We start from the raw sequence: 19,729 nt of genomic DNA on the forward strand, positions 1-19,729 counted from the left end.
TTCGCGGGCGGTTGGGCCGAATCCATGCCCCGCGGCGAAAAATCGTTTGCCTCCGACCACGCTGCGACGCGAACCTTTCACGGTTTGTTGCCGGCCTTCACGGCCGGTCGGTTGCCGAAAACCGCGGCTCCCGCCACCCCCTGACACGAGCCACTGGGACGTCATGCAGATTCAAGACCTTCCGTATCCCGACCCGGGTGTGCCGGACGCGCGCTCGGGTCCCCGATTCCTGTGGTGGCTCGGCCGCAATCAGCTCGGTGGGCAGTTCAAGGCCCTCGCCTGGGGTCTGCTGCACTTCGTGGCCGTCTCCGGGCTACCGTTCTGCGTCGGCCTCGCCATCCAGGCCGTCGTCGAACGCTCCGGCACCAGGCTCGCCCTGACGGGCGGGCTGATGGTGCTCTGCGGCGCGGGCATCGCACTGGGCGACACCATGCTGCACCGCACGGCGGTCACCAACTGGATCACGGCGGCCGCGCGCGTCCAGCAGCTGCTGGCCCGCAAGACCGCCCAACTGGGCTCCGCGCTGACGCGGCGCGTCGCGGCCGGCGAGGTCGTCGCGGTCTCCACCGGCGACGTCGAGAAGATCGGCTGGTTCGTGGAGGCCTTGTCGCGATTCGCGGCGGCCGCCGTGACCGTGGTGCTGGTCTGCGTCGCGCTGGTCGTCTACCAGCCGGCGCTCGGTGTGATCGTCGCCGTGGGCATGCCTGTCCTGGCGCTCGCCGTGCTGCCGCTGCTGCCCCGCGCCACCCGGCGCGCCGACTTCCAGCGCGAGAAGGCCGGACGCGCCACCGAACTGGCCTCGGACACCGTCGCAGGCCTGCGCGTACTGCGCGGCATCGGCGGGGAGGAGCTCTTCCTCGACCGCTACCGCCGTGCCTCCCAGGAGGTCCGCCGGGCAGCCGTGCGCAGCGCCCGGATGTGGTCGATGATCAGCGCGATCCAGGTACTGCTGCCCGGTCTGCTGTTGATCGCCGTCATCTGGCACGGCGTGCATCTGGCCCGCGACGGCAAGATCACGGTCGGTGAACTGGTCACCGTGTACAGCGCGGTCATGCTGCTCACCTATCCGCTGCGGCACTTCGAGGAGATCGCCATGGCGTACTCCTTCTCGCGTCCGTCCGCCAAGCGGGCCGCCCGGGTGCTGTCCCTCGAACGAGCGATGGACAGCGACGGATCTCGCGAGGCGGAGGTGCCGGGCGGCGATCTGTACGACCCCTCGACCGGGCTGCTGGCGCCCTCCGGCCGGCTCACCGCCGTGGTGTGCGGCGACCCGGACACGGCGGGGCTGCTGGCCGAGCGGCTGGGCGGGCACCCTTCCGAGGAGGGCACCTCGGCGCTCCTCGGGGGCGTACCGCTGGACGAACTGCCGCTGAACTCCGCCCGCAGCGCCGTCCTCGTCCAGGACAAGGACCCGGTGCTGCTGTCCGGCTCGCTGCGCGAGCTGCTCGACGTACCCGCGTCGGGTCTCGTCACCGCCGAGGCCGCACTGGCCGCCGCGCAGTGCGGCGACGTCCTGGACGCGCTCGCCCAGGGGTCGCTGGACGCCGAGGACCCGATGGACGCCCGGATCACCGAACGCGGACGCTCCCTGTCGGGCGGCCAGCGTCAGCGTCTGGCGCTCGCCCGGTCGCTGCTCACGGACCCCGAGGTACTCGTCCTGGACGAGCCGACGTCCGCCGTCGACTCGCACACCGAGGCCCGGATCGCCGACGGCGTGCGCTCCCTGCGCGCCGGGCGCACGACGGTGGTCTTCACCTCCTCGCCGCTGCTCCTGGACCACGCGGACCGGGTCGTCCTGGTCCACGAGGGCGAGGTCGCGGCGGTCGGCGTGCACCGCGAACTGGTGCGCGGCGAACCGCGTTACCGGGCCGTCGTGACCCGGGAGACCGAGGACGAGGCCGCCCTGGACGACGTACTGGAAGCACTGAAAGAAATCGAGGAGACCGCATGATCGGCGTGGCGCCACCGGCGTACGACCCGGCCGCCCCGACGACGGCGAACACCCTGCCCGTCGGCGCGCCCGCGACCGTACGCGCCTACGTGGCCGAACTGTTCCAACGGCACCGCAGGGCCTTCCTGCTCCTGGTCGCCGTCAACACCGTGGCCGTCGTCGCCTCGATGGCCGGGCCCTATCTGCTGGGCTCGGTCGTCGAGCGGGTCTCGGACCACGCGCGCGAGCTCCATCTGGAGCGCACCGCCGCGCTGTTCGTCGTCGCCCTCGTCGTCCAGGCCGTGTTCGTACGAGCGGTACGACTGCGCGGGGCCGTGCTCGGCGAGCGGATGCTGGCCGATCTGCGCGAGGACTTCCTCGTACGGTCGGTCGGGCTGCCGCCCGGCGTCCTGGAGCGGGCCGGGACCGGCGATCTGCTGTCCCGCATCACGACCGACATCGACCGGCTCGCCAACGCGATGCGCGAGGCGGTGCCACAGCTGGCCATCGGTGTGGTGTGGGCGGCGCTGCTGCTCGGCGGACTCGCCGTGACCGCGCCGGCGCTCGCCCCCGCCGTGCTGGTCGCCGTGCCACTGCTGGTGGTCGGCTGCCGCTGGTACTTCAAGCGCGCGCCGTCCGCCTACCGCTCGGAGGCCGCCGGGTACGCCGCTGTCGCCGCCGTCCTCGCCGAGACGGTCGACGCCGGGCGCACGGTCGAGGCGCACCGCCTGGGCGAACGCCGCATCGACCTGTCGGACCGCCGGGTCAAGGAGTGGACCGCATGGGAGCGGTACACGCTCTGGCTGCGGTCGGTCCTCTTCCCGGTCGTCAGCCTCACGCATGTGACGGTGCTGTGCTCGGTCCTGATGATCGGCGGGGTCTTCGTCCTCCACGGCTGGATCGGTGTGGGCCAGCTGACAACGGGCGCGCTCATCGCGCAGATGCTCGTCGACCCGGTGGGCCTGATCCTGCGCTGGTACGACGAGCTGCAGGTCGCCCAGGTCTCGCTGGCCCGCCTCGTCGGTGTCCGGGACATCGAGCCGGCCGCGGGCGACCCGGCCGTGGCCCCGGACGGGCGCGACGTCCACGCGGACCGGGTGCACTTCGGCTACCGGGCCGGAGTGGACGTGCTGCGCGAGGTCTCCCTGGAGGTCGCGCCCGGCACCCGGCTCGCCCTGGTCGGTCCGTCCGGCGCGGGCAAGTCCACGCTGGGCAGGCTGCTCGCCGGGATCTACGCGCCCCGGGACGGCCGGATCACGCTCGGCGGCGCCGAACTGTCCCGGATGCCCGCCGAGGAGGTCCGCTCCCACGTGGCCCTGGTCAACCAGGAACACCACGTCTTCGTGGGCTCCCTGCGCGACAACCTGCTGCTCGCCCGGACCGGCGCCGCCGACGCCGAGCTGTGGGCGGCGCTCGGCGCGGTCGACGCGGACGGCTGGGCCCGGGCCCTCGGCGACGGCCTGGACACCGAGGTCGGCTCCGGCGGGGTGGCGCTCACCCCGGCCCAGGCCCAGCAGATCGCGCTGGCCCGGCTGGTGCTGGCCGATCCGCACACGCTGGTCCTGGACGAGGCGACCTCGCTCCTCGACCCGCGCGCGGCCCGCCATCTGGAGCGCTCACTGGCGCGTGTCCTCGACGGCCGCACCGTCGTCGCCATCGCGCACCGGCTGCACACCGCGCACGACGCGGATGTCATCGCCGTCGTGGAGAACGGCCGGATCAGCGAGCTGGGCAGCCACGACCAGCTGGTCGCGGCGGAGGGCGCGTACGCCGCGCTGTGGCGGTCCTGGCACGGGTGAGCGAGCGCTGCCGGTGCGGTCCGCGCTCACATGTGAGAGCGGTCGCACCGGCGCCCTGGGCCTGCATCCGAGGGCCTGCCCGTCCCACATCGGACCGTGTGGCGTTGCGCGGTGCCGAAGGGGGGTGGAAGGCTGGATGTGGGCACCGGCTCGGGGGACTCCCGGGAACCACCCGTTCGCGCGGCGTGACGCCTGTGTCCAGTGGCCCGTGCGCCCGTCGTCGAGTGCGGCGGCACCGGACCCCGCCCGCACCCCCTGGAGGTAGCCGTGAACAGCGCCGACGGATGGGGAGACGACGTCTACCAGCCCGACGGATCCGAGGTACAGGACGACGCGGGGCTGCTCGACGCCGAGGACACCCTGCTCGCCGACGGCGTCGGCGATCCCCTCGACCGGGGCTGGTCGCCACCGGAGCGACCATGGGCGGTGGAGCACTCCGGCGTGACCGCCGCCGAGCGCCAGGAGGGCGAGACCCTGGACCAGCGCCTCGCGGAGGAACTGCCCGACGTCGCGGAACCCGACGGAGACGGCATCGGCGACTGCGAGGGCACCGACGGCGAACCCCTCGACAACGAGGTGGGCGCCCAGCGCTCCGGCCGTCTCGTGGCCCCCAATGAAGGCGCCCATGAGGACGAGGAGAGCGGGCTCATCGCCACGGACGTGGGCATCGACGGAGCCGCCGCCTCGGCCGAGGAAGCCGCGATGCACATCGTGGACGAGGACTCCCTGTCCGGCTGACCGATCCCCCGCCCCTCTCCCCCAAGGAGCACCCATGCAGCAGGACAAGCAGCCCGCCTACCACCCCGTCGTCTTCCGCGACCGCGCCGCCGGCTACGCCTTCCTCACCCGCTCCACCGCCACGAGCGAGCAGACCATCGAGTGGGACGACGGCGAGACCTACCCGGTCGTCGACGTCGAGATCTCCTCGGAAAGCCACCCGTTCTACACGGGCAAGGCCCGGACCGTCGACACGGAGGGCCGCGTCGCTCAGTTCGAGCGGCGGTACGGAGGCGGCGGGCAGGACTCCGGTGGGAGCACCACCGCCTGAACGAGACGATGCCCCTGGGCCAACCGCCCTGCCGTACAGGCCCGTTGAGAGCGACTCCTCCACCACCTCGACGCCGCCACAGCCCCGGCTGGACCGCGTCCACGGCTACCTGGAGGCGTCCGCACGAGGACGACACGGGCCGCCCAGCACCTCAGATGACGTTGAGCGCCGCCGCGCACCCCACCCCGCCCAGCAGCATGAACACCGGCATCAGCACCTTGAGCTCCACCCAGCTGCCGGCGCGGAAGCGCATCGCCTTGGGCGGGCCGATCGGGTACCAGCGCTTGCGGCCGATCGGGATGGGCCACAGGACCGGGCAGCCGGACACCGTCAGGGCGTCCCCGATGTCGTGCACCAGAGCGCCCAGGACGATCGGGAGCCCGAGCCACAGGTATTCCTGGCCCGGCGCGGTGAACAGCCAGTCCGAGCCGTTGCCCGGCTTGTCCAGGACGCCCGCGAGGATCCAGGCGCTGGTCGCGGCCAGCAGCCAGACCAGGATGTCGGCGCTGGAACCACGGGTCGCCCGCCAGAGCAGACCCTCGATGGCGAGCACCATGTGGACGAAGAGGATGGCCAGGACCGCCCAGCGGCCGCCGGTGATCGCCACGACCGAGGTGCCCGCGCCGATCATCACCGCCCACAGCCAGGTGTGCGTCAGGGTGCGGTGTCCGCCGGAGCGTCGCGGGTCGCCGGGCTTCTTCGTCCCCTTGTAGACGGCGTACGAGAGCTTGTCGACGATCTCGCACAGGCCCCGTGAGACGGGTCCGAAGGCGCGCGAGATGGTGGCCGCCTTGTGATCCAGGTCGGGGGCGAGGGCGGCGCCCGCGCAGATCAGTGCGCCGACCAGGAGGACCGGCCAGGGCATGGTGTGGCCGGCCGCGGCGGCCGCCGCTCCGACGCCGAGCCAGGCCGCGGCTCCCGACAGTGAGTGTGCTGGTCCCATCATGGCCGTTCCCCGCCCCATTCCTCTTGTACCGCTGTCCAGTTGCCCGTGTGCGCTGACGCTTGGCCGGCGCCACAGCGTAGCGGTCGTGATCTTCCGACCAGCATCCGATTCCCCCATCGAGTGGGTTCACAGGCAAGATGGGGGCGTGACCCTTATCGATCAGCTGCCGCAGACCGCAGACCCCGACGCCCTCTACGAAGCCTTCGAGTCGTGGGCCGGGGAACGCGGTCTCACGCTCTACCCCCATCAGGAGGAGGCGCTGATCGAGGTGGTCTCGAGGGCGAACGTGATCGTCTCGACGCCCACCGGCTCGGGCAAGAGCATGATCGCCGCGGGCGCGCACTTCGCGGCGCTCGCCCGTGACGAGGTCACCTTCTACACGGCGCCGATCAAGGCGCTCGTCTCGGAGAAGTTCTTCGAGCTGTGCAAGATCTTCGGCACCGAGAACGTCGGCATGCTCACCGGCGACGCCTCCGTGAACGCCGACGCCCCCGTCATCTGCTGCACCGCCGAGGTGCTGGCGTCCATCGCGCTGCGCGACGGCAAGCACGCCGACGTCGGCCAGGTCGTCATGGACGAGTTCCACTTCTACGCGGAGGGTGACCGCGGCTGGGCGTGGCAGATCCCGATCCTGGAACTGCCGCAGGCGCAGTTCATCCTGATGTCGGCGACGCTCGGCGACGTCTCGATGTTCGAGAAGGACCTCACCCGGCGCACCGGCCGCCCCACCTCGGTGGTCCGCTCGGCGACCCGGCCCGTGCCCCTCTCCTACGAGTACGTGCTGACTCCGCTGACGGAGACACTCACCGAGCTGCTCGCCACCAAGCAGGCACCCGTCTACATCGTGCACTTCACCCAGGCCCAGGCTGTGGAGCGCGCGCAGGCGCTGATGAGCATCAACATGTGCACGCGGGAGGAGAAGGACCAGATCGCCGAGCTGATCGGCAACTTCCGCTTCACCACCAAGTTCGGCCAGAACCTCTCCCGTTACGTACGCCACGGAATCGGCGTGCACCACGCGGGCATGCTGCCCAAGTACCGCCGCCTGGTGGAGAAACTGGCCCAGGCCGGTCTCCTCAAGGTCATCTGCGGCACGGACACCCTCGGCGTCGGAGTCAACGTCCCGATCCGCACGGTGTTGTTCACGGCCCTGACGAAGTACGACGGCACCCGTGTGCGGACGCTGCGCGCGCGGGAGTTCCACCAGATCGCGGGCCGCGCCGGGCGGGCCGGTTTCGATACGGCGGGCTACGTCGTGGGGCAGGCTCCCGAGCACGTCATCGAGAACGAGAAAGCCCTCTCCAAGGCGGGCGACGACCCGAAGAAGCGCCGCAAGGTGGTGCGCAAGAAGGCTCCCGAGGGCTTCGTCGGCTGGACGGACAACACCTTCGAGAAGCTCATCGCCTCCGAACCCGAGCCGCTGACCTCGCGCTTCCGCGTGACGCACACCATGCTGCTGTCGGTGATCGCCCGCCCGGGCAACGCCTTCGAGGCCATGCGGCATCTGCTGGAGGACAACCACGAGCCGCGCAAGCAGCAGTTGCGGCACATCCGGCGGGCGATCGCGATCTACCGCTCGCTCCTCGACGGCGGCATCGTCGAGAAGCTCGACGAACCGGACTCCACGGGCCGCATCGTCCGCCTCACCGTCGACCTCCAGCAGGACTTCGCGCTCAACCAGCCGCTGTCGACCTTCGCGCTCGCCGCGTTCGAGCTCCTGGACCCCGAATCCCCCTCGTACGCCCTCGACATGGTGTCCGTCGTCGAGTCCACGCTGGACGACCCGCGGCAGATCCTCGCGGCCCAGCAAAACAAGGCGCGCGGCGAGGCCGTGGCCGCGATGAAGGCGGACGGCGTCGAGTACGAGGAGCGCATGGAACGGCTCCAGGACGTCTCGTACCCCAAGCCGATGGAGGAGCTGCTCTTCCACGCGTACAACACCTACCGCAAGAGCCATCCGTGGGTCGGTGACCATCCGCTGTCCCCGAAGTCCGTCATCCGTGACATGTACGAACGAGCCATGACCTTCACCGAGTTCGTCTCCAACTACGAGCTCGCCCGCACTGAGGGCATTGTCCTGCGCTACCTGGCGAGTGCCTACAAGGCGCTTGAACACACCGTCCCGGACGACCTCAAGTCCGAGGACCTGGAGGACCTCATCGCCTGGCTGGGCGAGATGGTGCGCCAGGTCGACTCCAGCCTCCTGGACGAGTGGGAGCAGCTCGCCAACCCCGAGGAGATGACGGCCGAGGAGGCCCAGGAGAAGGCCGACCAGGTCAAGCCGGTCACCGCGAACGCCCGCGCCTTCCGCGTCCTCGTCCGCAACGCCATGTTCCGCCGGGTCGAGCTCGCCGCCCTCGACCATGTCCACGAGCTCGGCGAGATGGATACCGACTCCGGCTGGGACGCCGATGCCTGGGGCGAGGCGATGGACAAGTACTGGGACGAGTACGAGGACCTCGGCACCGGCCCCGACGCCCGCGGCCCCAAGCTGCTGTCGATCGTGGAAGAGCCGCAGAACGGCCTGTGGCGTGTCCGTCAGACCTTCGCCGACCCGAACGGCGACCACGACTGGGGCATCAGCGCGGAGGTCGACCTGGTGGCCTCCGACGCGGAGGGCCGCGCCGTGGTCAAGGTCACCGACGTCGGCCAGCTGTGAGGACGGGAGAATCCCCCACATGACGAACCCAGCCGAGAGACTCGTCGATCTGCTCGACCTGGAACAGATCGAGGTCAACATCTTCCGTGGCCGCAGCCCGGACGAATCACTGCAGCGGGTCTTCGGTGGCCAGGTGGCGGGCCAGGCCCTGGTCGCCGCCGGGCGCACCACCGAAGGCGACCGGCCGGTGCACTCGCTGCACGCGTACTTCCTGCGCCCGGGCCGGCCGGGCGTGCCGATCGTGTACCAGGTCGAACGGGTCCGGGACGGGCGGTCGTTCACCACCCGTCGTGTCACCGCCGTGCAGCAGGGCCGCACGATCTTCAATCTGACCGCTTCCTTTCACAAGCCTGAGGAAGGGAGCTTCGAGCACCAGCTGCCGCCGGCCCGCGAGGTTCCGGACCCGGAGTCGCTGCCGACGGTGACGCAGGAGATCAAGGAACACCTGGGCGCGCTCCCCGAGGCGTTGGAGCGCATGGCACGGCGTCAGCCGTTCGACATCCGCTATGCGGACCGGCTGCGCTGGACCCCCGAGGAGATCAAGGACGCCGAGCCGCGCAGCGCGGTGTGGATGCGTGCCGTCGGGCCGCTGGGCGATGACCCGCTGGTGCACACCTGTGCCCTCACGTACGCGAGCGACATGACCCTTCTGGACGCCGTCCGGATCCCGGTGGAACCGCTGTGGGGCCCGCGCGGCTTCGACATGGCCTCGCTGGACCACGCGATGTGGTTCCACCGGCCGTTCCGCGCGGACGAGTGGTTCCTGTACGACCAGGAGTCCCCGATCGCGACGGGCGGTCGCGGGCTGGCCCGCGGGCGCATCTACGACCTGGAGGGACGCCTGCTCGTCTCGGTCGTCCAAGAGGGGCTTTTCCGGGCGCTGTAGGGAAGTGCCGACCCTCCCCGGGACGCTTTTCAGGCGCTGCGGGGAAGCGCCTGACGGTCCCGGGAAGGGCTCTTCAGGGCGCTGCGGAACGACACCGGTGGCTCAGGGCTCAGGGGTTTCTGCGGCGCAGCCACCCGAGCAGCCTCCGTGACCGCTCGGACTCCTCGGTCGTGGACCGGTCCTCGGTCGTGGACCGGTCCTCGGTCCTGGGCCGGCCCTCCGCCGTCGGCCGGTCCTCCGCCGTCAGCGGATCTTCGGCCGTCGGCCGCTCTTCCGGAGCGGTCGGCCCCGGTCGCGAGGCCACTGGTGGTGAGGCCACGAGGGACACGGCCACGGATGGTGGGACTTTCGCTGTCGGGCGGGGCGCGGCACGGAGCTCCCGGGCTCCGGCGAGAGCCTGGCCCAGGTCGGCGCGGAGCCAGCTGATCTCGTCGGGATCCTCAGCCGTCATGATCCGTGAAGCGAGGTGCGCGGCAGGAGAGTCCGGCGCACCGTGAGAAGCCTGCTCGGGCCGGAAGCGGTTCAGATAGGCCCGCTCGTACGGATCGCTGACGATCTCCGCCACCTGAACGGGGTCGAGCAGGGACGCCACGACCGCGGCCCGTGCCCAGGGGTCCTCGGCCTGCCGCAGCAGGAAGCCCATGTTCCGTCCCCGCCAGTTGCGGGGGCGCAGGTCCAGACCGGCCTCCAGCTGGTCGCGGAGTCCCTCGGGCGTACGGCCGCTCAGCATCAAGGCGTTGTCCTTGTCGGCCGTGAACTGCCGCAGTTCCTCGGCCAGATACAGCCAGACCACGGCTCGATAGCGGTTCAAGTAGAACTTCACCGGCACCACGAGCCCCAGGCGCGCCAGGCGTGTGAACCTGGCGGTGGTCACCTCCATGAGGGCGGCGCCCTCCGTGGTGCCGACGACCTTGACACGCTCGCGCAGGGACTCGGGGAAGCCGTCCTCGGAGCGCACCCGGTCGATCTCCGTGCGTGCGACGCGACGTCCACCGCCGCCCTCGTCGGGGACAGTCCGGACGCATCCGAGGTGCAGGGCGAGGTCGAACTCGCCGCGCCTGAGTTCCAGTTCTCGTGCGGCGCGGCTGAGTGACGACGTGGCGGACTGGGTCATCGTGTTGCCGGACATGGCGGTTCTCCCCGTGGAGCGAGTTGCTCGCGCTGGCGTGCGCTTGCTTCGAGAAAAACCGTATCCGGCGCGGCCGACATCGCGGCGAGCCTGTGGATAACTCTGACCGCGACGACGTATGCCCAGGTCAGAGGTCTACGGTGGGTGCGCCTTCTGGCTGCCGCGCGTCCACGCGAAGGTGTTCGCCGACGCGGTTCACGAGCAGGGTCATCTCATAGGCGATCTGGCCGATGTCGGCCTCCGCGGCGCTGAGGACACACAGACAGCTGCCGGCGCCGGCGGCGGTGACGAAGAGCACCGCGTCGTCGAACTCGACCATCGTCTGGCGTACTTGCCCCGCACCGAAGTGACGGCCGGAGCCCTTGGCCAGGCTGTGCAGGCCCGACGAGACCGCGGCGAGGTGTTCGGCGTCCTCGCGCCGCAGTCCCGTGCTCGCGCCTGTCACCAGCCCGTCGTTGGACAGCACCAACGCGTGCCGTATGTGTTCGACGCGCCCGGTGAGGTCGTCCAGCAGCCAGCCAAGCCCCGTGTTCTGCGCCATGATCCGGTCTCCCCGTGGTGTCCTTCCCCCTGGCCGGAGGATCTGACCAGCCAGCCTTCCCCACAGCTGCCCTCCGAGCAAGGAGGATGGTCGGCATGGCAGAGAAGATGACCGACGAGCAATGGCGGGCGTTCGTCTCGCACGGCACCCGCACCGGAAAACTGTCCACCGTCCGGGCCGACGGCAGTCCCCATGTGACGCCGATCTGGTTTCTGCTGGACGGCGACGACGTGCTCTTCAACACCGCGAAGGGGAGCGTCAAGGGACGGAACCTGGCCCGGGACAGCCGGGTCGCACTGTGCGTCGACGACGACCGGCCGCCCTACGACTTCGTCGTGCTGGAGGGGCGGGCCGTGCTTTCCGAGGACCTCGTCGAATTGCGGCACTGGGCCGCCCGCATCGGCTCCCGCTATATGGGCGAAGAGCGCGCCGAGGAGTTCGGGAAACGCAACGGGGTTCCCGGTGAACTCCTCGTACGCGTAAGGATCGAGAAGGTTCTTGCCTACGCCTCCGTGGCCGACTGAGAGCTTCGGCCCGGCCACCGTCGGCGCCCGGTCGGTCGAACTCCGGGGCCGGCTCCCCCTGGTCTCAGCCGACGTCTCAGCCGACGGAGTCGAGCAGCCGGGCGGTGTGTACCCGCCCGGCGTACTCGACGAGACGAATCAGCACCTCCTTCCCGGAGTCACGGTCACGTGCGTCGCAGAGCACCACGGGCGTCCCCCGGTCGAGGTCGAGGGCGCGGGACACGTCCTGAGCGCCGTAAGTGCGGGCGCCCGTGAAGCAGTTGACGGCCACCACGAACGGGATGTGCCGGTGCTCGAAGTAGTCCACCGCGGGGAAGCAGTCTTCGAGCCGCCGGGTGTCCGCGAGAACGACGGCGCCGAGGGCGCCCTGCGACAACTCGTCCCAGAGGAACCAGAACCGGTCCTGGCCCGGGGTTCCGAAGAGGTAGAGCGAGAGGCCGGACCTGATGGTGATGCGTCCGAAGTCCATCGCGACGGTCGTCGTGACCTTCTGGTCCACACCGTCGGTGTCGTCCACCGACTGGCCTGCCTCACTCAGTAGTTCCTCGGTGCGCAGCGGCCTGATCTCACTGACCGCGCCCACCAGGGTGGTCTTGCCCACGCCGAATCCGCCGGCGACCAGTATCTTCAATGCCAGGGCGGTCATCTCGCCACCCGAGGCATCGGAGTTCTCGGAGACCATCGATCACTTCTCTCGGGAGTGCCGACAACGGTCGACGTCGGTACATCTGTGCAGAGTGTGCGTCGGTACATCAGTGCGGGTGTGCGAAGCGTCAGCGCGAGTGTGCGAAGTCAGCATCATGACAACTGCGGCTCCCCTTCGAGGGATTTGACCGCAATTTGACCGTTGTGACCCGCTCGCGTCCGTTTCAGTGCTCGAATGTGGGCACAAAGAGGTCCAGGACAAGCCGACGTGGTTCATCTAGAGCGCCCTCAGCCCCTCGATCACCTCGCGGAGGATCCGCTCGTCGGGCAGTTGCGCGGGCGGCACGGGGCGGCTGACGGTAACGCAGCCCAGTTCCAGCAGATCGCCGAGGAGCACCCTGACCACGCCCACCGGCAGGTCGGCGCCCGCGGCCAGTTCGGCCACCGACTGCGTCTCGATACGGCACAGTTCGATCAGCGTCCGGTGCTCCGGGCCGAGTGAGGTGTCGTCGTCGACACCGGGTGCGCCCGTGTCGAGCGTGACCAGGGCGATCAGGTCGAAGCGCACCCCAGTGGGGCCGGGTTTGGTTCGCCCGCCCGTCATCGCGTAGGGGCGGACGAGCGGTCCGGCCTCGTTGTCGTACCACTGGCTGCCCGGCTGCGGCGGGGCGCCCGGCGTGTCCTCGGTCATCTGCACCGACCGTCCTCGGTCATCCGGCGGCGGGCGGCTGTGCGGCGACCCGCGGCGGCGTGTAAAGGTGCTCGCCCACGCGCTTTACCAGCAGCGCCATCTCGTAAGCCACCAGGCCGATGTCGGCCGTGACGGCGGTGAGGACGGCAAGGCAGGAACCGTCACCGGCCGCGGCGACGAACAGGAAGCCGTCGTCCATCTCGACCATCGTCTGACGTACGCCGCCGGCACCGAAGTGGCGGCCTGCGCCCTTGGCCAAGCTGTGGAAGCCGGAGGCGACGGCGGCGAGGTGTTCGGCGTCCTCGCGGCGCAGACCGGTGGAGGCGCCCACCGCGAGACCGTCGTTGGAGAGCACCACGGCGTGTCGCACTTCGGCCACGCGCAGCACCAAGTCGTCCAGCAGCCAGTCGAGTTCGCCGGACCGCTGGGCGGCCCTCATGCTCGGATCCTGGATCATGCGGGGTCTCCTTCGCTGCTGTCGCTGCCCGCTTCGGGGTCGGGGGTGGCTCTGAGGCCGGGTGACCTGCCGCTGCCGCGTACCCAGCCGTCGCGGTAGGCCGCCATGCGGTCCCGTACGAGTTCGGGAGTTCGCTCGTCGGCGCCTTCGGGACTCGGCGTCTCCACCGGCTCCTCGGAGCGCTGTTCGCGCAGTTGGGGGGCGAGACTCGCCTGCCGTACCCGCCGTGGGAGGTCGTCGGAGTCTTCGGAGTCGTCCGGAGGACGGTGCAGCCGCAGCGTGGTGACTCCAGGTGGTGGGTTGTCCGACGAGCCGTTCACGGGGGCTTCGGCAACGCTCTGCACCGGGGGCACCAGTGCGGGCCGCTCGGTGATGGCCTGCACGGATTCCTGTTCCGGGGCGGCCGACACGCGCGCGTACTCCCGCTCCGTGGGCTGCCTTCCGGTGGTGTCGGTCCTGCGGGGGGAACGTTCCTCCGCACCGCCGTGCAGCAGGGCCGTGGGGAGGAGAACGACCGCGGTGGTACCGCCGTAGGGCGAGGTCCGCAGGTGCACCTTGATGCCGTGCCGGGCCGCGAGCCTGCTGACCACGAACAGTCCGAGCCGGTCGCTGTCGAACAGGTCGAGCGCCTCGGACTGCTCGATACGCCGGTTGGCCTCGGCGAGCGTCTCCGCGCCCATGCCGAGCCCCCGGTCCTCGACCTCGACCACGTAGCCGTTGCCGACCGGCTCGCCGGTGATCCGCACCCGGGTGTGGGGCGGCGAGAACTGGGCGGCGTTCTCGACGATCTCTGCCAAGAGGTGCGTGAGGTCGGCCACCGCGGCACCGACCACGGACGCCTCGGGGAGTTGCCGTACCTCCACGCGCGCGTAGTCCTCGACTTCGGAGACGGCGGCGCGGACCACGTTCGTCAGTGAGACCGGCATGCGCCAGGCCCGGCCGGGCGCGGCTCCGGAGAGGATGATCAGGCTCTCCGCGTGACGCCGCATGCGTGTGGTGAGGTGGTCGAGCCGGAAGAGGTCGCTCAGCTCGTTCGGATCCTCCGACCTGCGCTCCATGCTGTCCAGCAGGCTCAGTTGACGGTGCACGAGGACCTGACTGCGACGGGCGAGATTGACGAAGACCCCGGAGATTCCGCTGGCGAGTTCCGCGCGTTCGACGGCGGCGCGCAGGGCGGCCCGGTGGACGGTGCCGAGGGCCTCAGCGACCTGTCCCGTCTCGTCCTCCGCGGGCGGCCCCGGCGGGGCCTCGGCGCGGACGTCGATCTCCTCCCCGGCCCGCAGTTTGCGCATGGCCTGCGGGAGTTTGCGGCGCGCGATCTCCAAGGCGCTGTTGCGCAGGCTCACCAGCTCGATGACGAGGCCGCGTCCGATACGCACGGAGATGACGAGGGACGCGACGACCGCGGCGAGTCCGAACAGGACGGCGGCACCGGCGGGGGTGAGCACACCGCGGGTGAACGGGTCGGCGCGGTCCGCGACACCGCGCCCCGCGTTCGCCTCGATCGTGCGCATTCCGTCCTGCACGCGCGCGTGGGCCGTGTTCCAGTCGGCCTCCGGCGCGGCGTCGATCGCCTTGCCGCCGGGGCGGGAGACGAGCACCTTGTCCTCGACGGCGCGTACGTCGGTGTACGCGCTCCCCTCCACGAGGTGGTGCCAGGCGGCTCGTTCGGACCCGCTCAGATCCGCGACGGCGGAGTCGATCAGGGTGCGGCGGGTGTCGACGCCACCGGTGAACAGCCGTAGCCGCTCGCCGTCGAGGCTCCCGGCGAGCCGGGCACTGGACAGCACCGCGTCCTCCTGAGCGAGCGCTTCCCCGGCCCGGGAGAATTCGAGCAGCACGCGCGCGTCGGAGCCGAGGTCGGCGTCCTGGATGCCGGTGAGCGCGCCGCCCACCGCGAAGGCCGTCGAGATGGTCCTGGTGTACTGCCCGTACGCCTCGTCCCATCCGGTACGGCGGTCCAGCACGGCGGTGCGCAGGGACCGCAGGTGCTCGGCTCCGGTGACGAAGACATTGAGGCGCCCGGCCACTCCTGCGGGCAGGTCGGCACCGTCGGCGACGGTGTTGTGGTCGCCCAGCCGCAGTTTGGCCACCGCGCGGTCGGTGCGCCGCGCCAGCTCCTTGAGGTCTCCCGGCTGCTCGGTGGCGGGGTCGGTCGCGTAGCGGACGGCGGCCGTGCGTTCGGCCTGGAGCGCGGCGACGGCTGCGTCGACCGGGGATCGGACCGTCGAGTCCACGCGCTGCAACTGCCGTAGCCGCGAGACGTCCTGGGCGGTGCTCACCGTGGCGTATGCCCACAGGGCGAGCAGGGAGATGACCGGCACCATGAGCAGGCAGACGATCTTGGCTCGTACGGTGCGGGGCCTGATGCGCCACCGTCCCGCGCGCGTGGGTGCCTCTTGCGGCGTCCCCGCGACGGTCTCGTCGGTGTCCGCGCGCTCGTCGGCCGGTGGGCCGGCGTGCGCGCGGCGACCGCGTGCCAAGGGCTGGGGCGGCGGCTCGGCGCCGGCTATGGGGGTCCTACGGGGTGTACGCATGGCCTCCTCGCTCGGAAAGGTTCGGGGCGTGCCTTCCGGGCCGTCGTGGCTCCGGGCCCGCCGCTAGCGGGCGACGCTCTCGACCGGCCGCTGGGCCGATGCGGATGCCTCGCGCTCGCCGGCCGTGGGCGACAGCGCGACGAACGCCGATGTCAGGAAGAGATAGGACCCGAGGCCGACGGCGAGGGGGAAGATGAACTGCATCGCCGTGGCCCCGGGCAGGGCCTCGCCGGAGGGGGTGACGCGCACGCTCACCGCGATCATTCCGGTGTAGTGCATGCTGCTCACCGCGCCGCCCATGACGAGGGAGGCGATGGCGACCGCCACGGGCGACTTGATGTTGAGCGCCGCCCACAGGGCCGCGGTCGCCGCGACCACGGCGATCACAACGGAGAGGCCGACGAGCCCCGGGTCGTAGTGCACCTGGCCGTGCAGCCGCAGCGCGGCCATACCCAGGTAGTGCATGCTCGCGACGCCGAGTCCGGTGGTGAGTCCGCCGAGAACGAGCGCGCGGCCCCGGTCGCGTCCGTAGCCGACGGCGAAGACGCCCGCGCCGACGACGACCATGGCGACGAGCAGACTGAGGATGGTCAACGGCACGTTGTAGCGCATCTCCGTGCCGCTGACGCTGAAGCCCAGCATCGCCACGAAGTGCATTGTCCAGATGCCGGTGCCGATCGCGGAGGCCGCGGTGAGGAGCCAGTTGCGGCGCGACCGCCCGGTGGCGCCGAGCGCGCGGACCGTGCAGCGCAGCCCGAGGGCGGCGCCTATGCAGGCCATCACATACGACAGCACGGGGGTCAGCCAGCCGAAGGCGGCGTGGTCCAGGTGTCCCATGGCTCAGGGACGCTAGTCCGGGCAGGGGCGCACAAAGGAGGCGCATTTCGAAAGCTGTTGGAATATGACAAAGAGATGTACCTGAACGATCGCGTCACGCTCGAACATGTGCGCCGCGTCGTCCTTCGTGTCGGTGAGGGATCATGCGGAACATGAGCGATGACCACACACATGTCCAGGAGTTCTTCACCGCACGCGCCGCCGACTGGGACGCCAAGTTCCCCGACGACGGGCCCGCGTACGCGGCCGCGGTCACCGAAATGGGTCTGCGCGAGGGCGACCGCGTACTCGACGCAGGCTGCGGCACAGGGCGCGCCCTGCCGCCGCTGCGAGCGGCCGTGGGGGCCTCCGGAGTGGCCCTCGGGGCCGATCTGACCCCGGCCATGCTGGAGGCCGCCGTGCGGGCCGGACGGGACCGGGACGGGCAGTTGCTGCTCGCCGACGTCTCCGCGCTGCCGTTGCGCACGGCGTCGCTGGACGCGGTGTTCGGGGCGGGCCTCATCGCGCATCTGCCGAACCCGGCGGAAAACCTCAGGGAGTTGGCTCGCGTGGTACGGCCGGGGGGCGCCCTTGCGCTCTTCCATCCGATCGGCCGGGCGGCGCTCGCTGCCCGTCAGGGCCGGCAGATCACCCCGGACGACCTGCGCGCGGAGGCCAATCTCCGGCCCCTGCTGGCCGGCTCCGGCTGGGCCATGACGTCGTACGTCGACGAGGACACCCGCTTCCTCGCGCTGGCCGTCCACCACGGCTGAACCATCAGCCCTTTCCGGCGACCTCCGCCGCGAACACGTCGGGGTTGTCGAACATGACGTTGTGCCCGGCGCCGGGCACGGTCACGACCCGCACTCCGGCGTCCTCCAGGCCTTCCCTGCCCGGGAGTTCACCGCTCAGTTCGCCCTGGAGGTAGACGCGGTCCATGGTCAGTTCTTCGAGTATGTGGCGCATCGTGGGGTTCGTGCCTCGGCTGAGCCCCGTCGCCGTGCGGTGCAGGGCGCGCGGATCGGCGAGTCGCATGGTGGCCGCCCAGGAGGGGCCGACCTTCTCCAGTACGCGCGCGTGGCCCCCGTTTTCGACGTAGTCGTCCTCTTCGTAGGAGGCGATGCCGCTGCTGCCCGCGGTGACCGGAGGGTACGGGTCGAGGTTGGCCTCCGTCAGGACCAGCCGTGAGACCAGGTCGGGCCGCCGGTGGGCGAGCACGATGGCGACGGCGCCGCCCATGCTGTGCGCGACCAGCTCGGCGCCGGTGACGTGGGCCGCGTCCAGGGCCGCCGCGAGCGCGTCCGCGTGGTCCTCCAGGGTGTAGCCGAAGTCCGCGGGCCGGTCGCTGATGCCGTGACCGGGCAGGTCGACGAACAGGGTGCGGCGGCCGGCCAGCTCGGGCCGGGCCGCGATATGAGCGTTGTAGACCGTCGAGGCCGAACCCAGGCCGTGCACGTACACCCGCGCGGGTTCGTTGCCCGCCGCCTCCGTCCAGCGGATCCGGCTTCCCTTGCCGTCGAATTCTGCCTGCTTCATCACGCGCTCCCCTGTGCCGCTTCACGTTTCCTGGCGCCTCCGAGAGAATACCTCGGAACCGATGTATCTAGGAAGCGATGTACAGCGAGGGTGCGGCAGAATAGGGGCATGCTGGAGCTGGCCATCCTCGGATTTCTGTACGACGCCCCGTTGCACGGCTACGGGCTGCGCAAGCGCATCACGGCGCTGACAGGGCATGTGAAGCCCGTGGCCGAGAGCACGCTGTATCCCGCGATCAAACGGCTGGAGAAGGCGGAGCTGCTGGAAAGGGCAACGCAGCCGGGCTCCGTGGCCGCCCCCCGTCACATCCTGACCCTCACCGAAGAGGGCAGACGCGAACTGCGCCGCCGGCTCGCGGAACCGGCGGGGCGCGACATCACCGACGAGAACCGCTGGTTCACGGTGCTCGCCTTCCTCAGGCACCTGGACGACCCGGGGGCACAGGCCGCCGTACTGCGCCGCAGGCTCGCCTTCCTGGAGGAGCCCGCGAGCTTCTTCTACGACGGCGACCAGCCGCTGCGCGCCGAGGACCTGGACGACCCCTTCCGGCGCGGCGTCCTCACCATCGCGCGGGCCACGAGCCGAGCCGAACTGGCCTGGCTGCGGGCCACGATCGACTCACTCGACGCGGGCGGCCGATGAGACGGGGCAGCCCCGCACACCCGGCACCGGGCAGGTGCCCAGCTCGGCGACGCGATAGCCGTCCGGGTAACCCTTGATCTCCCAGTTCTGCCGCGCGAAGTGCGGGGCACGGCGCGGTGGCATCAGGCGGACCAGCCGGCCACGCGCACGCACCGCACGGCGGACCAGCGCACGCGTGACGGCGCCCGGGAGCTCGTAACGGAAGGCACGCAGCAGCGGTTCGTCGAGCAGGGCCAGGGTCGAGGTGCGCAGCAGGTGGGCGAGCGGACGCGGGTACCAGGAGGCCATCAGCTCCAGCGTCGCGTCGGAGACTCTGCGCGCGCCCACGTCCCACCCGAAATGGGCCTCTTCGTAGGAGTCGAGACAGGCCTCGAACTCCTCGTAGGTCTCCGGGATGTCCTTGATGCCCATGTGCTGCCCGAGCGTGCGGTAGTGCACGGTGGACGCGACGATCTCGTGGCGCGACAGCCTGCGCCACCCATAGGCCTCGATCCACCGTTTGGGCATCACCACGAAGGTGCAGAGCACGTAACGCATGTCTTCATTGCTGATGTCGTAGCTGCGGTGCATCTGGTTGATGCGGCGGATCGCGGTACGGCCCTCCTCCCCGTCGAAGCCGTGCTCGACGATGGCGTCGAGAAGCAGTGCGGTGTCGTCGTAGCGCTTCTGTGTGCGGTCCGTGAGTTCCGCCGTCTCGGCGAGCAGCCGACCGATGCTGGGGACGGCGTATGTGCGGTAGAGCGCCAGTTCCAGGGCCCGGGTGAAGTCCCAGGGGAATTCGTACGCGGAGGTGAGCCGATAGATCTCCGACGCCTCCTTCTCCGGGTCCATCCGCCGGATCTGTTCGAGCCGCTCGTAACGCTTCACCTGGCCGTGCCCCTTCTGTCGCCGAAGCTCCAACTCTACGTTGAGTAGCAGCAGATGAACGATCAGCGATGTCCAT

19 protein-coding genes are annotated in these 19,729 nt (G+C 70.6%); 9 read left to right on the top strand and 10 right to left on the bottom strand.

Annotation, left to right across the window (positions count from 1 at the left end):
* Nucleotides 1–163: 163 nt before the first annotated feature.
* The 4 genes from AB5J50_RS07530 to AB5J50_RS07545 all read left to right on the top strand — a co-directional run bounded on the left by AB5J50_RS07530 (nt 164) and on the right by AB5J50_RS07545 (nt 4,777).
* Complete coding sequence (locus AB5J50_RS07530) at nt 164–1,951, top strand: ABC transporter transmembrane domain-containing protein (RefSeq protein ID WP_369256101.1); 1,788 nt, start codon at nt 164–166, stop codon at nt 1,949–1,951.
* Nucleotides 1,948–3,729 (top strand): ABC transporter ATP-binding protein, encoded by a 1,782-nt coding sequence (locus AB5J50_RS07535; protein WP_369256103.1) that lies wholly within the window; start codon nt 1,948–1,950, stop codon nt 3,727–3,729. The genes AB5J50_RS07530 and AB5J50_RS07535 overlap by 4 nt, the downstream gene beginning before the upstream one ends.
* Nucleotides 3,730–3,996: 267 nt before the next feature.
* Nucleotides 3,997–4,467, top strand: a complete 471-nt coding sequence (locus AB5J50_RS07540; protein ID WP_369256105.1) for a DUF5709 domain-containing protein — start codon at nt 3,997–3,999, stop codon at nt 4,465–4,467.
* A 34-nt stretch (nt 4,468–4,501) separates the two neighbouring features.
* A complete protein-coding gene (locus tag AB5J50_RS07545; RefSeq protein ID WP_327426863.1) occupies nt 4,502–4,777 on the top strand; it encodes a type B 50S ribosomal protein L31 in 276 nt (91 codons plus the stop codon).
* A gap of 151 nt (nt 4,778–4,928) precedes the next feature.
* On the opposite strand, the gene AB5J50_RS07550 is transcribed toward AB5J50_RS07545, so the two are convergent.
* Entirely contained in the window at nt 4,929–5,723 is a 795-nt protein-coding gene (locus AB5J50_RS07550) for a metal-dependent hydrolase (protein WP_327426864.1), read from the bottom strand.
* Nucleotides 5,724–5,868: 145 nt separating this feature from the next.
* On the opposite strand from AB5J50_RS07550, the gene AB5J50_RS07555 reads away from it, so the two are divergent.
* Together AB5J50_RS07555 and AB5J50_RS07560 are read left to right on the top strand one after the other, a co-directional pair.
* Nucleotides 5,869–8,382, top strand: coding sequence for a DEAD/DEAH box helicase (locus tag AB5J50_RS07555; RefSeq protein ID WP_369256107.1), 2,514 nt, complete (start codon nt 5,869–5,871; stop codon nt 8,380–8,382).
* A gap of 19 nt (nt 8,383–8,401) precedes the next feature.
* Entirely contained in the window at nt 8,402–9,268 is an 867-nt protein-coding gene (locus tag AB5J50_RS07560; protein WP_330302866.1) for an acyl-CoA thioesterase II, read from the top strand.
* A 109-nt stretch (nt 9,269–9,377) separates the two neighbouring features.
* Here AB5J50_RS07560 and AB5J50_RS07565 read toward each other — a convergent pair whose 3' ends face one another.
* Both AB5J50_RS07565 and AB5J50_RS07570 read right to left on the bottom strand, forming a co-directional pair.
* The gene (locus AB5J50_RS07565) at nt 9,378–10,397 is read right to left on the bottom strand and encodes a DUF6397 family protein (protein WP_369256110.1); all 1,020 of its coding nucleotides are present in this window, start codon (nt 10,395–10,397) and stop codon (nt 9,378–9,380) included.
* 127 nt (nt 10,398–10,524) lie between these two features.
* Nucleotides 10,525–10,938: a roadblock/LC7 domain-containing protein gene (locus AB5J50_RS07570; protein WP_327426868.1), complete on the bottom strand. Its 414-nt coding sequence runs from the start codon at nt 10,936–10,938 to the stop codon at nt 10,525–10,527.
* Between the two features lie 95 nt (nt 10,939–11,033).
* Between AB5J50_RS07570 and AB5J50_RS07575 the strand changes: the two genes are divergently transcribed.
* Entirely contained in the window at nt 11,034–11,462 is a 429-nt protein-coding gene (locus AB5J50_RS07575) for a PPOX class F420-dependent oxidoreductase (RefSeq protein ID WP_369256112.1), read from the top strand.
* A 76-nt stretch (nt 11,463–11,538) separates the two neighbouring features.
* Here AB5J50_RS07575 and AB5J50_RS07580 read toward each other — a convergent pair whose 3' ends face one another.
* The 5 genes from AB5J50_RS07580 to AB5J50_RS07600 all read right to left on the bottom strand — a co-directional run bounded on the left by AB5J50_RS07580 (nt 11,539) and on the right by AB5J50_RS07600 (nt 16,629).
* Complete coding sequence (locus AB5J50_RS07580; RefSeq protein WP_327426869.1) at nt 11,539–12,144, bottom strand: ATP/GTP-binding protein; 606 nt, start codon at nt 12,142–12,144, stop codon at nt 11,539–11,541.
* 240 nt (nt 12,145–12,384) lie between these two features.
* The gene (locus tag AB5J50_RS07585; RefSeq protein ID WP_369256114.1) at nt 12,385–12,798 is read right to left on the bottom strand and encodes a DUF742 domain-containing protein; all 414 of its coding nucleotides are present in this window, start codon (nt 12,796–12,798) and stop codon (nt 12,385–12,387) included.
* Nucleotides 12,799–12,817: 19 nt separating this feature from the next.
* A complete protein-coding gene (locus AB5J50_RS07590; protein ID WP_327426871.1) occupies nt 12,818–13,255 on the bottom strand; it encodes a roadblock/LC7 domain-containing protein in 438 nt (145 codons plus the stop codon).
* Entirely contained in the window at nt 13,252–15,792 is a 2,541-nt protein-coding gene (locus AB5J50_RS07595) for a nitrate- and nitrite sensing domain-containing protein (RefSeq protein WP_369256117.1), read from the bottom strand. The genes AB5J50_RS07590 and AB5J50_RS07595 overlap by 4 nt, the downstream gene beginning before the upstream one ends.
* 63 nt (nt 15,793–15,855) lie before the next feature.
* Nucleotides 15,856–16,629, bottom strand: coding sequence for an MHYT domain-containing protein (locus AB5J50_RS07600; protein WP_327426873.1), 774 nt, complete (start codon nt 16,627–16,629; stop codon nt 15,856–15,858).
* Between the two features lie 152 nt (nt 16,630–16,781).
* Between AB5J50_RS07600 and AB5J50_RS07605 the strand changes: the two genes are divergently transcribed.
* Nucleotides 16,782–17,381: a class I SAM-dependent methyltransferase gene (locus tag AB5J50_RS07605; protein ID WP_369256119.1), complete on the top strand. Its 600-nt coding sequence runs from the start codon at nt 16,782–16,784 to the stop codon at nt 17,379–17,381.
* A 4-nt stretch (nt 17,382–17,385) separates the two neighbouring features.
* On the opposite strand, the gene AB5J50_RS07610 is transcribed toward AB5J50_RS07605, so the two are convergent.
* Nucleotides 17,386–18,144, bottom strand: coding sequence for an alpha/beta fold hydrolase (locus tag AB5J50_RS07610; protein WP_369256121.1), 759 nt, complete (start codon nt 18,142–18,144; stop codon nt 17,386–17,388).
* A 108-nt stretch (nt 18,145–18,252) separates the two neighbouring features.
* On the opposite strand from AB5J50_RS07610, the gene AB5J50_RS07615 reads away from it, so the two are divergent.
* A complete protein-coding gene (locus AB5J50_RS07615; protein WP_369256123.1) occupies nt 18,253–18,786 on the top strand; it encodes a PadR family transcriptional regulator in 534 nt (177 codons plus the stop codon).
* Here the strand turns inward: AB5J50_RS07615 and AB5J50_RS07620 are convergent.
* On the bottom strand, nt 18,763–19,653 hold the full coding sequence (locus AB5J50_RS07620; RefSeq protein WP_369256125.1) for an oxygenase MpaB family protein: 891 nt from the start codon (nt 19,651–19,653) through the stop codon (nt 18,763–18,765). The two genes, AB5J50_RS07615 and AB5J50_RS07620, sit on opposite strands and share 24 nt — an antisense overlap.
* Nucleotides 19,654–19,729 lie beyond the last annotated feature (76 nt).

Origin of the sequence: Streptomyces sp. R35 (assembly GCF_041053035.1) — a bacterium.
Lineage (GTDB): Bacteria > Actinomycetota > Actinomycetes > Streptomycetales > Streptomycetaceae > Streptomyces > Streptomyces lutosisoli.

Excerpts from the sequence above, each read along its gene's own strand:
- AB5J50_RS07530 (WP_369256101.1), top strand. The coding sequence starts at position 164 with ATGCAGATTCAAGACCTTCCGTATCCCGACCCGGGTGTGCCGGACGCG.
- AB5J50_RS07535 (WP_369256103.1), top strand. The coding sequence starts at position 1,948 with ATGATCGGCGTGGCGCCACCGGCGTACGACCCGGCCGCCCCGACGACG.
- AB5J50_RS07545 (WP_327426863.1), top strand. The coding sequence starts at position 4,502 with ATGCAGCAGGACAAGCAGCCCGCCTACCACCCCGTCGTCTTCCGCGAC.
- AB5J50_RS07550 (WP_327426864.1), bottom strand. The coding sequence starts at position 5,723 with ATGATGGGACCAGCACACTCACTGTCGGGAGCCGCGGCCTGGCTCGGC.
- AB5J50_RS07560 (WP_330302866.1), top strand. The coding sequence starts at position 8,402 with ATGACGAACCCAGCCGAGAGACTCGTCGATCTGCTCGACCTGGAACAG.
- AB5J50_RS07565 (WP_369256110.1), bottom strand. The coding sequence starts at position 10,397 with ATGTCCGGCAACACGATGACCCAGTCCGCCACGTCGTCACTCAGCCGC.
- AB5J50_RS07570 (WP_327426868.1), bottom strand. The coding sequence starts at position 10,938 with ATGGCGCAGAACACGGGGCTTGGCTGGCTGCTGGACGACCTCACCGGG.
- AB5J50_RS07575 (WP_369256112.1), top strand. The coding sequence starts at position 11,034 with ATGGCAGAGAAGATGACCGACGAGCAATGGCGGGCGTTCGTCTCGCAC.
- AB5J50_RS07580 (WP_327426869.1), bottom strand. The coding sequence starts at position 12,144 with ATGGTCTCCGAGAACTCCGATGCCTCGGGTGGCGAGATGACCGCCCTG.
- AB5J50_RS07585 (WP_369256114.1), bottom strand. The coding sequence starts at position 12,798 with ATGACCGAGGACACGCCGGGCGCCCCGCCGCAGCCGGGCAGCCAGTGG.
- AB5J50_RS07590 (WP_327426871.1), bottom strand. The coding sequence starts at position 13,255 with ATGATCCAGGATCCGAGCATGAGGGCCGCCCAGCGGTCCGGCGAACTC.
- AB5J50_RS07595 (WP_369256117.1), bottom strand. The coding sequence starts at position 15,792 with ATGCGTACACCCCGTAGGACCCCCATAGCCGGCGCCGAGCCGCCGCCC.
- AB5J50_RS07600 (WP_327426873.1), bottom strand. The coding sequence starts at position 16,629 with ATGGGACACCTGGACCACGCCGCCTTCGGCTGGCTGACCCCCGTGCTG.
- AB5J50_RS07605 (WP_369256119.1), top strand. The coding sequence starts at position 16,782 with ATGAGCGATGACCACACACATGTCCAGGAGTTCTTCACCGCACGCGCC.
- AB5J50_RS07610 (WP_369256121.1), bottom strand. The coding sequence starts at position 18,144 with ATGAAGCAGGCAGAATTCGACGGCAAGGGAAGCCGGATCCGCTGGACG.
- AB5J50_RS07615 (WP_369256123.1), top strand. The coding sequence starts at position 18,253 with ATGCTGGAGCTGGCCATCCTCGGATTTCTGTACGACGCCCCGTTGCAC.